Raw genomic sequence first — 13,288 nt, 5'->3', positions numbered from 1 at the left:
CGCAACGGGCGGCATGAATGGCGGTCGGCCTTGCCGCCCGCCTGCGGCGCCCCCATCAGCGGCGGCCGGCCTCCGCGACGCCCTTGTTGGCCAGCGCATCCGCGCGCTCATTGCCCGGGTCGCCCGCATGGCCCTTGACCCAGCGCCAGTCCACCTCGTGCAGCTTGCGCAGCGCATCCAGGCGTTGCCACAGCTCGACGTTCTTGACCGGCTTGCCGTCGGCCGTCTTCCAGCCCCGGCGCTGCCAGCCCTGGATCCATTCGGTCATTCCCTTGCGGACGTATTCGCTGTCCGTGTAGAGCGTGATCTTGCAGCTGCGCTTGAGCGAGGCCAGGGCCTCGATCACGGCGGTGAGCTCCATGCGGTTGTTGGTGGTGCCCATCTCGCCGCCAAAGAGCTCCTTCTCGTGGCCCCCCGAACGCAGCCATGCGCCCCAGCCGCCCGGGCCGGGATTGCCCTTGCACGCGCCATCGGTGTAGATCAGCACCTCGGGCTTGGCGATGGTGGGGGCGGGCTTCTTGTCGGTGTCGCTCATGAATCAGGGGAGTGGAGATCGCGGGGATGGGGATGCATGGCCACGGCCGGCGCGGCCTTGGCGGAAAGCTTCTTGTTGCGGGCCAGGCCCACCAGGCGCATGCCGTGCACGCGCTTGACGGCCACCATGAAGTAGACGGCGCCCAGCACCGTCCACCAGCGCATGCCGGCGCCCTCCATCCACTGCCAGCGCTTGAGCCAGGGCTCGGTGCGCAGGGGCGGACGGTAGCAGCCGAACTGCGCGCGCTCGACCTCGAAGTTGAGCAGGCGCAGCCAATCGCGCAGGCGCCAGTAGCCGATGAACTCACCGGCCCGCGGCAGGAACAGGCCCTCGGGGCTGCCCGGCCACACATGGCGGCGCAGGCGGCCCAGATTCTGCCTCAGGCCCCAGAGGCTGGCCGGATTCAGGCCCAGCACCACCAACCGCCCTTCCGGCCGCAGCACGCGCTCGACCTCGCGCAGGGTCTGGTGCGGATCGTCGGCCAGCTCCAGGGCGTGAGGCAGCACGATGAGGTCCAGGCTGTTGGACTCGAAAGGCAGGGCATCGAAGGCGCAGCGCAAGGTGGGCGCGGCTTCCATCAGCAGGCTGCTGCTGTCGAACTGGCTGAAGCAGGCCTGCTCGGCCGGCTCCGCGCCGTCGGGCGCTGGCGGCGCCGGCAGGGCGAACTGCTCAGGGCTGTCCAGGGCCAGCCAGCGGTGGCGCATGCGGTTGGCGCGCAGGCCCTGGAGTTCCGGCAGGCCCAGTTGCAGGGCATTGAAGCCGAAGAGGTCCACCACGGCCTCGTCCACCTGGCGCTGCTCCCAGTCCAGCAGATAGCGGCCGGGCGGCGTCTGCAGCCAGCGGGCCAACTCTACAATCTGCGCTTCCCGACTGCTCACCCCCGCCCCTCCCCATGCCCGCAGCCCTTGAGCTGATCGCCCTCCCGGCCTTCACGGACAACTACATCTGGATGCTGCACGATGGTGTTCAAGCCCTGGTGGTCGATCCGGGCGAGGCCGCGCCGGTGCTGGATGCGCTGCAGGCCCGGGGCCTGCGGCTCGCCGCCATTCTAGTGACGCACCACCACGGCGATCACATCGGCGGTGTGGCGGGCCTGCGCGCCGTGCTGGAGGGTCAGGTCTTCGCCCCGCCCCATGCGCTCAATCCGCAGCCCTGCGAAGCCGTGCAGAACGGCCAGGTGCTGACCTTGCTGGGCCAGCGCTTCGAGGTGCTGGGCACGCCCGGCCACACGGCGGACCATGTGAGTTACCTGCTGAAACAAGCGAGCGAGGCGCCGCTGCTGTTCTGCGGGGACACGCTGTTCTCTGCCGGCTGTGGCCGCGTCTTCGACGGCAGCCTGGCCCAGTTGCACGCCTCGCTGGAGCGCCTGGCCGCCCTGCCAGATCAGACCCGCATCTGCTGCGCCCATGAATACACCTTGTCGAATCTGCGATTTGCGAGGACCATTGAGCCCGCCAACGAAGCCCTGGCCCGACATGAGGCCTGGTGCGAGGCCCGCCGGGCGGGGCAAGACCCGACCCTGCCGGCCCTGCTGGCGACCGAGTTGTTGATCAATCCATTCCTGCGCTGCCGGGAACCTGCCGTGAAGTCTGCGGTCCAGGCCCGGCTCGCCTCCGAACCTTGCGCCGTCAATGGCGATGCGGACGAGCCCCTGGCCGTCTTCAGCGCCCTGCGTCTGTGGAAGAACGAATTCAGATGATGAAGCTGCCCGCCCTGCCCCTGCTGTCCCAGCCGCGAAGCGCTCTTGGCCTGTGCGCCCTGCTCCTGCTCGGTGCCTGCGCCCAGGCCCCGCGTACGGCAGACGGCCTGGCGGCCGGCGCAATGGTTCCCACTGCCGCCGGCCCGGCCGGCAGTGCCACCGAGCTGCCTCCCATCGTCCAGCACGCTCCCGCTGCCCTGGACTACGGCCTGCTCGAGGACACCCTGAATCCCGGCGAGAAGATCGACCTGGCCGACGCCAACGCCCGCGCCGACCTCTGGGCCCGCGTGCGCAAGGGCTTTGCCATGCCCGAGCTGAGCAACGAGGGCGTGCGCAAGGCCGAGGCCTGGTATGCCGCCCGCCCTGACTACGTGCAGCGCATGACCGAGCGCGGCAGCCGCTACCTCTACCACGTGGTGGAAGAGGTCGAGAAGCGCGGCATGCCCACCGAGCTGGCCCTGCTCCCCTTCGTGGAGAGCGCCTTCCGCACGGACGCCCAGTCCACCGCCAAGGCTGTGGGCATGTGGCAGTTCATGCCGGCCACGGGCCGCGACTTCGCCCTCAAGCAGAACATCTTCCGCGACGACCGCCGTGACGTGCTGGCCTCCACCCGCGCTGCGCTGGACTACCTGGGCCGCCTGAACAAGATGTTCGACGGCGACTGGCAACTGGCCCTGGCCGCGTACAACTGGGGCCCGGGCAATGTGCAGAAGGCCGTCAAGCGCAACCAGGCCGCTGGCCTGCCCATCGACTACGACAGCCTGCGCATCCCCGACGAAACCCGCTACTACCTGCCCAAGCTGCAGGCCGTGAAGAACATCGTGCTGCGCCCCGAGGCCTATGGCCTGGCCCTTCCCGAGGTTGCCAATCACCCCTACTTCCTGACCGTGCGCATCGAGCGCGACATGGACGTTGACGTGGCTGCCCGCCTGGCCGGGATGGAGGTCGAGGCCTTCAAGGCCTTCAATCCGCAGATGAACAAGCCGGTGATTCTGGCCGCCAGCACGCCGCAGATCCTGCTGCCCTACGACAACGCTGGCGCCTTCGTGGCCAATCTGGCGGCCCACGAAGGCCCGCTGGCCACCTGGACGGCCTGGGTCGTGCCCAAGACCATGAGCCCGGCCGATGCGGCCAAGCACGTGGGCATGCACGAAGGCCAGCTGCGCGAGGTCAATACCATCCCGCCTCGCATGCTGGTGAAGCAGGGCTCCACCCTGCTGGTGCCACGCACCGCGCACCGAGACCAGGACGTCTCCGAGCACCTGGCCGAGAACGCCAGCATGGCCCTGACGCCCGACACCCCTCCCCTGCGCCGCCTGCAGTTCAAGGCCGCCCGCGGCGACACCGTGGCCAGCCTGGCAAGCCGCTACCGCGTCAGCGTGGACCAGTTCGCACAGTGGAACAAGCTGAGCAGCAAGTCCTCGCTGAAGGCCGGCCAGCTCCTGGTGGTCTACAGCACCAGCGCTGCGCCGGTGCGCGTGGCAGCCAATGGTGCCTCCACCAGGAAGTCCGGCAAAGCCACGACGGCGAGCCGCGTCACCAAGGTCGGCAGCAGCAAGCCCAGCGGCACTCGCCTGGCCCTCAACGGCCGCAACAGCCCGACCATGGCCCAGCGCTGAGCCTGCGGTTCACGGCATGGGCCCATGCTCCGGGCTCATGCAGCCCGTGCAGGGCGATCAGCGCAGGAAGAACAGCCCGATCGAGCACGCCAGGCCCAGGGCCCAGACCAGCGATCGCAGGGTGGCCAGGTCAGCCAGATAGACGCCGATGTAGGCCAGGCGAATCCCGATGAAGGCCGCCGCCAGCAGATCGATGCGATCCTGCGGCGCCTGCATCTGCTGGGCCGCCAGCACACCGGCGATGAACAGCGGCAGTGCCTCGAAGCTGTTGGCCTGGGCGGCATTGGCCCGTGCCTGCCAGCCCTGCAGGCCGGCCATCCAGGCACGCGGGTCGTGGTTGTCATAGCCACCGTCGCGGCGCCGCTTTCCGAAGCCCCGGGACTTGGCCAGACCGGCGCAGACAATGGGCAGCAGCGCTGCGATGATGATGCAGGTATTGGCGAGGGTCATGTCTTGCCTTTCAAGGCCGGATGCGGGGCCTGGCGTGCCGCAGCAGGTCTGCGGCGATCAGCGACGATCCACCAGGGCGTGCGCGATGGTACCCAGATCGACGTATTCCAGCTCGCTGCCCACCGGCACGCCGCGTGCCAGGCGGGTGGCCCTGACCCCGCGCGAGCGCAGGGCCTGGGCCAGCACATGAGCCGTGGCCTCGCCTTCGGCGGTGAAACTGGTGGCGAGGATGACTTCCTCGAGCGCGCTGTCCTGCACCCGTTCCAGCAACTGGCTCACGCCGATCTCTCGGCCGCCAATGCCGTCCAGCGGGCTCACCCGGCCCTGCAGCACGAAGTAATAGCCGCGATAGGATCCGGTACGCTCCAGCGCCGCCTGGTCCGCTGGCGTTTCCACCACGGCCAGCAGCCGGGCGTCCCGCGCCTCGTCCTGGCAGATTTCGCACAGGGCGGCCTCGCTGAAGGTGTAGCAGCGTTCACAATGCCCCACCCGCTCCCCTGCCGCCCGCAAGGCCTCAGACAGGCGCGTCGCGCCAGCCCGGTCATGCTGCAGCAGGTGGTAGGCCATGCGCTGCGCTGACTTCTGCCCCACACCCGGCAGGCATCGCAGCGCGTCGATCAATTGCTCAAGTGCGTTCAATGACGTGACTTCCGGGAATCCGACTGCGCCGCCCCTGCGCATCGGCCTCCTCGATAGAACAGGCGAGGCCCGAAGGGCCAATGCCTGCACATCCAGCGACATCCGAGGATCCGGCTCTGCCGGTCCTACGGATGTGCCCCCTGGGGGGCGGGCGCAGCCCGTAGGGAGGGGACCTTAAAACGGAAACTTCATTCCCGGCGGCAGCGGCATCCCTGCGGTGAGCTTGCCCATCTTCTCGGTGCTCACCTGCTCGGCGCGGCGCACGGCGTCGTTGAAGGCGGCGGCCACCAGGTCCTCCAGCATGTCCTTGTCATCGGCCAGCAGGCTGGGATCGATGGTGACGCGCTTGACGTCGTGCTTGCAGGTCATGACGACCTTGACCAGACCGGCGCCGGACTGGCCTTCCACCTCGACCAGGGCCAGTTCATCCTGGGCCTTCTTGAGGTTGTCCTGCATGGCCTGGGCCTGCTTCATCAGGCCGGCGAGTTGTCCCTTCAACATGATTTACTCCTAATTCGTTCAGTCGGTGTGGGGAGTGAGCGGCTGGGCCGGACGCCCAGATGCTCAGTGAGGCTTGATGGACCCGGGCACGATGCGCGCCGTCTTGAACTGCGCCAGCAGTTCCCGGACCAGCGGGTCTTCAAGAATGATTTGTTCGGCGCGGCGCTGACGGGCCTGAGCCTCGGTGGCGTCGCGCAAGGCCGGGGAGTCGGTGGCAATGCCGGCTTCGAGCTCGATGCGCACGTCCGCTTGCAGGTGCGCGGCCAGCGCGGCCTGCAGCTTGTCTTTGAGCGCCGGCTGGCGCAGGGAGTCACGCTCCACGCGGAAGCGCCACTGCTGCGGCTGCACGCTGTCATCGATGGCCAGGCACTCGGCCTGCATGCCCAGTTCGCGCGGGAGGGCGGTGAGGCCCAGTTGCTTCATGATGGCGGCCCAGCGCTCCCCCAGAGGCGTGCCTTGCAGGGCGATGGTTGCGCCAGCGGTCGAGGCATAGCCCCCGTCGCTACGCGGCGAAGGGTCTGGAAGGTCCAGGCCCGCATCGCCAGACATGACGGCCCCCTCCTCGTCGGCCGGCGGAGCGTCCAGCCAGGGCGGCGGCTCATCGCCCGCGGCCTCCGGCGACTCCACATGCACCACCGGGCGCGGGCGAAGCCGGGCGCTGGGAGAGACGGCATCGCCCGCTCGCGTGCGGGCCAGCAGCGAGGGCGCGGGCTGGACAGCGGCCGGCACCGACGCTGGGGATGGCATGCCGGCCGGCGAGGCCGCATTGGCGGGCGGCTCCACCGGGACGGCGTCAGGCAGCACGGTGGCGGCCGGAGGCATGGCAGCAGGCTCATCCGCCGGCAAGGCGTGTTCAGCAGGCGACGCCGCCACCGATTGCAGGGCCTCCGGGGCGAGATCAGCCCTCGCAACAGGGGTCAGGTCTTGCGCCACCGGGGGCGCATCGTCCACGACGGGGGGCGTCGCAGCCACTGCAGGTTCAGCAGCGGCGGCCTGCGCAGGTATGGTGGCGGGGGTGGTGGCGGGCGCAGGCATGCGCGCCGGTACGGCCATCGCCGCCGCGGCAGCAGGGCGCAGCAAGGGCGCGGCAGCAGTTGCTGATGCCGTCACCATGCCGGCCGCAACCGACGCCGCCCCGCCCGCATTCAGCGCAGCGCCGCCCTTGGGGCGAAACGCCAGCATGCGCAGCAGCACCATCACCAGACCGGCATATTCATCCGGCGCCAGCGGCAGCTCCTGGCGGCCATGCAGGGCCATGCTGTACATCAGCTGGATCTCATCGGGTGGCAAGGCAGCGGCCAGGCGCTGGGCCTCGGCGCTGTCCGGGTCCTGCGGATCCAGGGCGCCCGGCGCGGCCTGGGCGATGGCCATCTGCTGCAAGGTCGTCGCCAGATCCTCCAAGGTGCCGGCGGCCGAAAGGCCCAGGTCCCGCAGGCGGTCCGCCGCGGCAACCACGGACGGGCCGTCCGCGGCGATCAGGGCATCGAGGATGGCAATCACATGGCTGCGATCCACCGTACCCAGCATCTGGCGCACACCCTCCTCGCTCAGCGAGCCCGAGCCGAAGGCGATGGCCTGGTCGGTCAGCGAGAGCGCATCCCGCATGGAGCCGCGCGCCGCGCGGGCCAGCAGGCGCAGGGAGCCTGTATCCACAGGCACCTGCTCGGCCTCCAGCACGCGGCCCAGGTGCATCTGCACGTTCTGCGGCGCCATGGGGCGCAGATTGAACTGCAGGCAGCGCGACAGCACGGTGACCGGCACCTTCTGCGGGTCGGTGGTGGCGAGCACGAACTTGAGGTACTCCGGCGGCTCCTCCAGCGTCTTGAGCATCGCGTTGAAGGCGGTGTTCGAGAGCATGTGCACTTCGTCGATCATGTAGACCTTGAAGCGCCCCACCACCGGCTTGTAGACCGCCTGGTCCAGCAGCTGGGAGATTTCCTCGACTCCGCGGTTGGAAGCGGCATCAAGCTCCACATAGTCCACGAAGCGGCCGGCGTCGATGTCCCTGCAGGCAGGGCACACACCGCAGGGCTGGGCCGTGATGCCGCCCTGGCCGTCCGCGCCGGTGCAGTTCAGGCTCTTGGCCAGGATGCGCGAAACCGTGGTCTTGCCCACGCCGCGGGTCCCGGTGAAGAGGTAGGCATGATGCAACCGCTGCTGCGTGAGCGCATTGGCCAGCGCCTGCACGACGTGCTCTTGGCCCACCAGTTCCTCGAAACGGTGGGGGCGGTACTTGCGGGCGAGAACCTGGTAGCTCATGGCGGCGGATTCTACGGGGCGACAGGCCTGCCGCCGGACGCTTCGGGGAAGTCCCGGCCATGACCGATAATCCCGCCCCATGAGCACGCACGCCCCCTCCTCTCCCGACACGCTGAGCTACGAACAGGCCGGCGTCAACTACGACCTCATCGACCCCCTGAAGATCAGCGCCCAGCGCGCCGCCGCGGCCACCGCGGCTCACCTGGGCGGCCATGGCTTCACTGAGGTGAAGGCCTCGCGCGGCGAGTCGGCCTATGTTGTGGACGTGGGCCCCTTCTACCTGGCCTCCATCGTCGAATGCCTGGGCACCAAGACCCTGGTGGCCGACGAGATGTCCAAGCTGACCGGCAAGAGTTTCTACGCCGGCATCGCGCAGGACACCATCGCCATGGCCATCAACGACCTGATCACCGTGGGCGCCACGCCCCTGGTGGTGCAGGCCTACTGGGCCGCCGGCGGCTCGGACTGGTTCGGTGACACGCTGCGCGCCCAGGCCCTGGTCGAGGGCTGGAAGAAGGCCTGCGACACCTGCCAGGTCGCCTGGGGCGGCGGCGAGACACCCGCGCTGGCCGGCATCGTCGAGGAAGGCCGCATCGACCTGGCCGCCTCCTGCACCGGCCTGATCAACCCCAAGGAACGCCTCTCGGTGGGCGACAAGCTCGGCGCTGGCGACGCCATCGTGCTGCTGGCCTCCAGCGGCATCCATGCCAACGGCCTGTCCCTGGCCCGCAAGCTGGTCGAGCGCCTGCCCCAGGGCTACCTCACCGAGATCAGCCCCGGCCTGAGCTATGGCGAGGCCCTGCTGGCCCCGACGGTGCTGTACTCGCCCGTCACCGAGGCCCTCTACAAGGCTGGCATCATCCCGCACTACTGCGCCAACATCACGGGCCACGGCTGGCGCAAGCTGCTGCGCCACCCCGGCCAGTTCACCTATCGCATCCACACGGTGCCGCCGGTCACGCCGGTGCTGAAGTTCATGCAGGAGCATGCCAAGCAGGACGACCGCGAGGCCTATTCCACGCTGAACATGGGCGCGGGCTTCGCCATCTTCGTGCCGGCGGACCAGGCCGCGAAGGTGGTCGAGATCTCCAAGGCCTGCGGCATCGACGCCTGGGTCGCGGGCCAGCTCGAGGACGGCGAGAAGCAGTTGCTGATCGAGCCCCTGGACATCCGCTTCAGCGACAACGACCTGCAGCTGCGCTGATCCCCACCGGTTCCGCCCAAGACCTGCCCAGGCATGCTGCCTCGGCAGGTTTTTTCATGGCTGGATCCTGGCCTGCCCGGCTTGACAGCGCCTTGCCCAACGGCACAAGCTCCCCCAGGAGAGGAGACACGACAAGATGGACTGGTTCTACAGCCAGATGGTGTTCATTCACAGCCTGCTGGCCTGGTGCAGCGTAGCGCTGTTCCTGGTGCGCGGCCTGGCCTTCCAGTTCGGGGCCGAGTGGTCCATGGACGTGCGGCTGCGCGCTGTGGTCTTCGGCGTGGACACCATGCTGACGGTCTGCGGCCTGAGCCTCTGGGGCTCTATCGGCTACTCCCTCACCCGCGACACCTGGCTCACCGCCAAGCTGCTGGCCTTGGTGGGCTACACGGCCTGCGCCCACTGGGCCATGGGCCGCGGCGAGTTCCGCCTGCTGGGCTACCTGCTGTCCCTGCTGCTGCTGGCCTACATGATGGGCGCATCGATCACGCGGTCGGCTTGGCTGGGGATGTGAGCCCCTCGCCCAGGCCCGCCCCGCTGGACGCGGGCGGGCCTGGGCGGTCCCCCGAGGGGACGGCATTGCTTGCGGCCGTGAGGCCGCAAGCAATGCCAAGGGGGCCGGCTTGGGGCGGCCCGGCGCTCGGCCCTTTGGGGCTGGCGCCCCTTGCCCCCCGAGGGTGGCATTGGTTGCGGCGTTGAGCCGCAATCAATGCTGGCGGGGTCGGCAGGCTTTATGAAACTGCCGGGGCGGGCGCATGCGCTGGAAAGGTTGTGGCGCGGGGTGGTCCATCCCTCGGCCCTTTGGGGCTGGCGCCCCTTGCCCCCCGAGGGTGGCATTGGTTGCGGCGTTGAGCCGCAATCAATGCTGGCGGGGTCGGCAGGCTTTATGAAACTGCCGGGGCGGGCGCATGCGCTGGAAAGGTCATGGCACGGGGCGGGCGGGTGGCGTGGTCTCGTGAGCGGCAGGACAGGACCCGGCCCTCAGGCTGACAGCCGCCAGCCCTGTGTCCACAGAGCCTGCACAGCGGCGCGGCGCAGGGCCTGCAGCAGCTCGGCAGGTCGTTCGCCAGCACGGGCGGACAGCGGTGGGCTGATCCACAACGGGCCGGTGTCGCGGCCCAGACGGGGCTGGCCGTGGCGGTCCGCGCGGAACAGCGCAAGGCGCCAGACGGGATTCAGCGCGGGCTGTGCGCCCTCCTCGGCCAGCGCACCACACCAGTCGCCAGCTTGCAGGCGATGGGCTGCGGCAAGGATCTCCACCAGGCTGGGCTGGCCCTGCCAGTGGCCGACGACCTGTCCCTGCGGATCACGCAGCACGCGGGGCGGGAGGACGGGAGCGGCCTGTCGACGCAGCCAGTGGCGCGAGGAAGCGACGTGGCCGCTGAGAAGGCGATCGAAATCGGCGAGACCGTGCATGAAAAAACTCCGAGTGCCCTCATCACCGGCGTTTGCCGGCCCGGGGCATCATCGGAGCCGCAACGCTTTAGCCGTACTTGTTGACCGCCCGCAAGTAGTTGGTAAATCGGCGGTGTGCCAGACGCAGGTCTCAGCACGGGCCGGATTCTACAGACCTCGCGCCCGGCAATGGAAGCCCCCGCTTGTCCATTCGTGCGCCACGCACACGGGCAGGTCAGGGGTCTGTGCAATCCTGCGCACACGGCCAGGAAGCCTCCCTCGGTGCAGGAGCGCACCGGGCTTTCCCTGGAGCGGCCGCGCAATCGCATACAATGCGCGCTGACGGGCCTCCTCGCATGGAAGCGCGGCCAACCGGGTCAGGTGGGGAACCAAGCAGCCCTAACCGTTGTGACCAGTGCCGGGGGTAAGGCTCGTCAACCCCAACACCAGTGAATGCCGCCCCCGGCGGACTTCATGCAGCAAACCCGGCCTCGGCCGGGTTTTTTGTTGCCCGGCCCCTGATGCCCGGCCCTGCGCCGATCGCGCATTCAGCTCGCCTGCTTGAAGGCCATCACGGCCTGGTTGCGCAGGGTGCGCAATAGGGAGAGTTCCTTTTCGTCCAGCGTCAGGCTGCCGGCTTCGACGCGGTCTGCATAGATCATCGCAAAGCTGCTGCCCTTCATCACCAGGGGCAGGATCAGGAAGCTGGCGCCATGCACGCTGCCCTGGAACCAGGCCGGCAGGCGCTCGGCGATGCGAGGCTGCGAGGCGTCGGCAATCAGGGTGTCAGCCCCCTTCTGGCAAACAGCGGTGAACAGATCGGCCTGCCGCCCCTCCGCCACCTGCAGCGGCACCCGGAACAGCGACACCACCTGCTCCACCTGTTCACCCAGGCCGAAGCGGCCCGTCAGCACATTGCTGCGAGGGTCACGCAGGCAGAACACCACGCGGCGGAAACCCAGGCCGCGGTAGATGGTCTCCAGAATCATGCGCAACACTTCATTGAGCTTGAAGTTCTCCACCATGACGTTGGTGACATCGTGGATCCCTGCCGCCAGCACCTCAGCCGCAGGCGGTCGCGGCGCGGTCTCATGCGCCAGCACCTGGGTGGGCTCGTAGAGAGCTGTCGCGTGCAGTTCCAGCGGCGACAGGCTGTCGTCGTCCGCCGCCGCCAGCGGCGCCAGAAGACGCTGGGCCTGCGAACTCTTGGGCAGGCGGATCTCCATGGCGTCAGCCAACTGGGACAATCGCTGCCGAGCTTGGTCAGTGGCCTGGTCGACGCGTTCGGCGCTCAGGCCCAGCGCCCGCGCGTAGCGTTGCCCCATGTGGCGCACCTTGGCATGGGCTTCGGTGGGCTCGCTGTGCAGGATCACATCCGTCACGTCGTTGGCGGCCCGTGCCAGCCAACGCAGGCGCTCGGTGCCCTGCTCCAGCAGCCGCGGCGGGGCTTCCCCCTCCGGTCGGCTCATCCCGCGCTGAAGTGCATCAGGCAGCCCCCATTGGCGGGCCACGCCCAGGCCCAGTTGCTCGAAGCTGAGGCCCAGCACCTGCTGCGAGGCCGCGGCCTCGCTGATGGGAGCCGCCGCCGCCGCCCCCTGCCCGCGCTCGGGCCGCACGAAGCGCCGGATCTGCTGCGCCTCCTCGGGGAAGTAGAACTCGGTCAGCAGCCGCCCCAGGTTCTGCAGCATGCCAACGAGAAAAGCTTCCTCGCTCTCTCGCTCCGAGGGGCACAGCTCTCGCGCCAGCGAAGCTGCCATCAGCGAGCGCAGAAACTCCTCGCGCAGCACCCGCGCATGTGCCTTGTTCTCCATGCGCTCCAGAAGGATCAGGGACAGTGCCAGGTTGCGGATGCCCGCAAAACCGATCAGCGCCGCCGCACGCGACACCGTGCTGATGCTGCCCCCGCCGGCATGCGTGTATTGCACTGTATTGACCAGGCGGAGCAGCTTGTGGGTCAGGGCCACGTCCTTGAGGATCTCGTTGGACAGGCTGTTGAGACTTTCGTTCTCCGACGAGGTGATGCGCTGGATGCGCGTCATGGACTCAGACATCGCCGGGAAGTCCGAACGATGGCGCATACGCCGCATCAGGAAGTCCAGGGTGCCGTTGTCCGCCGGACTGCTGCTGCTCATCACTGGCGGATGCAGCCACTCGGCCAGGGCGTCATGCAGGGCGCGCGCCGAGGGCCAGCGCAGCGCCGGGTCGCGGGCCAGGCCACGCTGGACGATGGCCCTCAGTGCGTCGTCCACGTCCGGGTCCAGGCCCTCGGGCAGTTGCAGGTCCTCATCGACCACGCGGCGCACCGCCTTCCAGGGATCTGGGTCGTAATTGAGACGGCGGCCACTGAGCATCTCGGACAGCATCACAGCCACGGCAAAGACGTCCATGGCCGGCGAGGGGGCAAAGCCCTGTGCCGCCTCGGGCGACAGATAGCCCGGCGTGCCCACCACGCGGCGACGATGGCCGGGGTCGCTGGTCCAGTCGGCAATGCCGAAGTCCAGGATGCGGGCCCGGCCCTTGGCATCGACGAGGATGTTGCTGGGCTTGAGGTCGCGGTGCACCACGCCGGTCTCGTGAGCGGCCATCAAGCCGTCGAGCACGCCCAGCATCAGCTCCACCGCCTCGCGCGCCTTCATCACCGGATTGCGCTGCAGCTTCTCCGTGAGGGTGAGGCCCGCCACGTACTCGAAGACCATATAGGCCTGGCCGTCCTGCTGGTCGGCCTCGAAGACCGGCACGATGTGCGGATGCATGAGGCGGGCAACCGCACGCGCCTCATGCAGGCCGGCATCAATGAGCGCCGGGTCCGCCGCGGGCGCCAGCACCTTCAGGGCAACGTCTCGATCCAGTCGCGGGTCATGCGCCAGCCAGACCGTGGCTTGCGCACCTCGCCCGAGTTCACGCAACACGCGGAATCGTCCGATTTGCGGTGCTTGGTCGGGGCTGGTGCTTGGTGGCATGAAAGGCTGCTGAGTGACGGCGCTGCG

Annotated in this window: 12 protein-coding genes and 1 other RNA gene; 5 read left to right on the top strand and 8 right to left on the bottom strand. The window is 68.9% G+C overall.

Translation table 11 applies throughout. The features are described from left to right. Positions 1 to 55 precede the first annotated feature (55 nt). Complete coding sequence (gene rnhA / locus ACS5PK_RS06400; protein ID WP_439439400.1) at positions 56 to 535, bottom strand: ribonuclease HI; 480 nt, start codon at positions 533 to 535, stop codon at positions 56 to 58. Further along, entirely contained in the window at positions 532 to 1,413 is an 882-nt protein-coding gene (locus ACS5PK_RS06395) for a class I SAM-dependent methyltransferase (protein ID WP_439439399.1), read from the bottom strand. Before ACS5PK_RS06395 ends, rnhA begins: the two co-directional genes overlap by 4 nt. A gap of 14 nt (positions 1,414 to 1,427) precedes the next feature. Between ACS5PK_RS06395 and gloB the strand changes: the two genes are divergently transcribed. Continuing rightward, positions 1,428 to 2,234, top strand: a complete 807-nt coding sequence (gene gloB, locus ACS5PK_RS06390; RefSeq protein WP_439439398.1) for a hydroxyacylglutathione hydrolase — start codon at positions 1,428 to 1,430, stop codon at positions 2,232 to 2,234. Then, a complete protein-coding gene (locus ACS5PK_RS06385) occupies positions 2,231 to 3,853 on the top strand; it encodes a transglycosylase SLT domain-containing protein (RefSeq protein WP_439439397.1) in 1,623 nt (540 codons plus the stop codon). Before gloB ends, ACS5PK_RS06385 begins: the two co-directional genes overlap by 4 nt. A gap of 57 nt (positions 3,854 to 3,910) precedes the next feature. On the opposite strand, the gene ACS5PK_RS06380 is transcribed toward ACS5PK_RS06385, so the two are convergent. The 4 genes from ACS5PK_RS06380 to dnaX form a co-directional block, all read right to left on the bottom strand. Next, positions 3,911 to 4,303 (bottom strand): MAPEG family protein, encoded by a 393-nt coding sequence (locus tag ACS5PK_RS06380; RefSeq protein ID WP_439439396.1) that lies wholly within the window; start codon positions 4,301 to 4,303, stop codon positions 3,911 to 3,913. A gap of 57 nt (positions 4,304 to 4,360) precedes the next feature. Beyond that, a complete protein-coding gene (gene recR, locus ACS5PK_RS06375; protein ID WP_439439395.1) occupies positions 4,361 to 4,984 on the bottom strand; it encodes a recombination mediator RecR in 624 nt (207 codons plus the stop codon). Between the two features lie 132 nt (positions 4,985 to 5,116). After that, positions 5,117 to 5,446, bottom strand: coding sequence for a YbaB/EbfC family nucleoid-associated protein (locus tag ACS5PK_RS06370; protein WP_439439597.1), 330 nt, complete (start codon positions 5,444 to 5,446; stop codon positions 5,117 to 5,119). Positions 5,447 to 5,506: 60 nt separating this feature from the next. Continuing rightward, the gene (gene dnaX, locus ACS5PK_RS06365) at positions 5,507 to 7,702 is read right to left on the bottom strand and encodes a DNA polymerase III subunit gamma/tau (RefSeq protein WP_439439394.1); all 2,196 of its coding nucleotides are present in this window, start codon (positions 7,700 to 7,702) and stop codon (positions 5,507 to 5,509) included. A 79-nt stretch (positions 7,703 to 7,781) separates the two neighbouring features. Here dnaX and ACS5PK_RS06360 point away from each other — a divergent pair, with 79 nt between their 5' ends. Further along, complete coding sequence (locus tag ACS5PK_RS06360) at positions 7,782 to 8,906, top strand: AIR synthase-related protein (RefSeq protein ID WP_439439393.1); 1,125 nt, start codon at positions 7,782 to 7,784, stop codon at positions 8,904 to 8,906. 136 nt (positions 8,907 to 9,042) lie between these two features. Beyond that, positions 9,043 to 9,420 carry a SirB2 family protein gene (locus tag ACS5PK_RS06355; RefSeq protein WP_439439392.1) on the top strand — a complete coding sequence of 126 codons (378 nt, stop codon included), beginning with the start codon at positions 9,043 to 9,045 and terminating at the stop codon, positions 9,418 to 9,420. 467 nt (positions 9,421 to 9,887) lie between these two features. Here ACS5PK_RS06355 and ACS5PK_RS06350 read toward each other — a convergent pair whose 3' ends face one another. Further along, on the bottom strand, positions 9,888 to 10,322 hold the full coding sequence (locus ACS5PK_RS06350) for a hypothetical protein (protein WP_439439391.1): 435 nt from the start codon (positions 10,320 to 10,322) through the stop codon (positions 9,888 to 9,890). A gap of 320 nt (positions 10,323 to 10,642) precedes the next feature. On the opposite strand from ACS5PK_RS06350, the gene ffs reads away from it, so the two are divergent. Further along, positions 10,643 to 10,740: signal recognition particle sRNA small type (ffs, locus tag ACS5PK_RS06345), an RNA gene on the top strand. A gap of 109 nt (positions 10,741 to 10,849) precedes the next feature. Here ffs and ACS5PK_RS06340 read toward each other — a convergent pair. After that, positions 10,850 to 13,261, bottom strand: a complete 2,412-nt coding sequence (locus tag ACS5PK_RS06340) for a protein kinase domain-containing protein (RefSeq protein ID WP_439439390.1) — start codon at positions 13,259 to 13,261, stop codon at positions 10,850 to 10,852. Positions 13,262 to 13,288 lie beyond the last annotated feature (27 nt).

This window comes from Roseateles sp. DB2, assembly GCF_051857535.1.
Taxonomy (GTDB): domain Bacteria; phylum Pseudomonadota; class Gammaproteobacteria; order Burkholderiales; family Burkholderiaceae_C; genus Roseateles_B.
The sequence above is the reverse complement of the archived record's forward strand: the minus strand, read 5'-3'. Positions and strand labels throughout refer to the sequence as shown.

What these genes read in the sequence shown, in the direction of transcription:
- rnhA (WP_439439400.1), bottom strand. Translation starts at nt 535, where the DNA reads ATGAGCGACACCGACAAGAAGCCCGCCCCCACCATCGCCAAGCCCGAG.
- gloB (WP_439439398.1), top strand. Translation starts at nt 1,428, where the DNA reads ATGCCCGCAGCCCTTGAGCTGATCGCCCTCCCGGCCTTCACGGACAAC.
- ACS5PK_RS06385 (WP_439439397.1), top strand. Translation starts at nt 2,231, where the DNA reads ATGATGAAGCTGCCCGCCCTGCCCCTGCTGTCCCAGCCGCGAAGCGCT.
- ACS5PK_RS06380 (WP_439439396.1), bottom strand. Translation starts at nt 4,303, where the DNA reads ATGACCCTCGCCAATACCTGCATCATCATCGCAGCGCTGCTGCCCATT.
- recR (WP_439439395.1), bottom strand. Translation starts at nt 4,984, where the DNA reads ATGCGCAGGGGCGGCGCAGTCGGATTCCCGGAAGTCACGTCATTGAAC.
- dnaX (WP_439439394.1), bottom strand. Translation starts at nt 7,702, where the DNA reads ATGAGCTACCAGGTTCTCGCCCGCAAGTACCGCCCCCACCGTTTCGAG.
- ACS5PK_RS06360 (WP_439439393.1), top strand. Translation starts at nt 7,782, where the DNA reads ATGAGCACGCACGCCCCCTCCTCTCCCGACACGCTGAGCTACGAACAG.
- ACS5PK_RS06355 (WP_439439392.1), top strand. Translation starts at nt 9,043, where the DNA reads ATGGACTGGTTCTACAGCCAGATGGTGTTCATTCACAGCCTGCTGGCC.
- ACS5PK_RS06350 (WP_439439391.1), bottom strand. Translation starts at nt 10,322, where the DNA reads ATGCACGGTCTCGCCGATTTCGATCGCCTTCTCAGCGGCCACGTCGCT.
- ACS5PK_RS06340 (WP_439439390.1), bottom strand. Translation starts at nt 13,261, where the DNA reads ATGCCACCAAGCACCAGCCCCGACCAAGCACCGCAAATCGGACGATTC.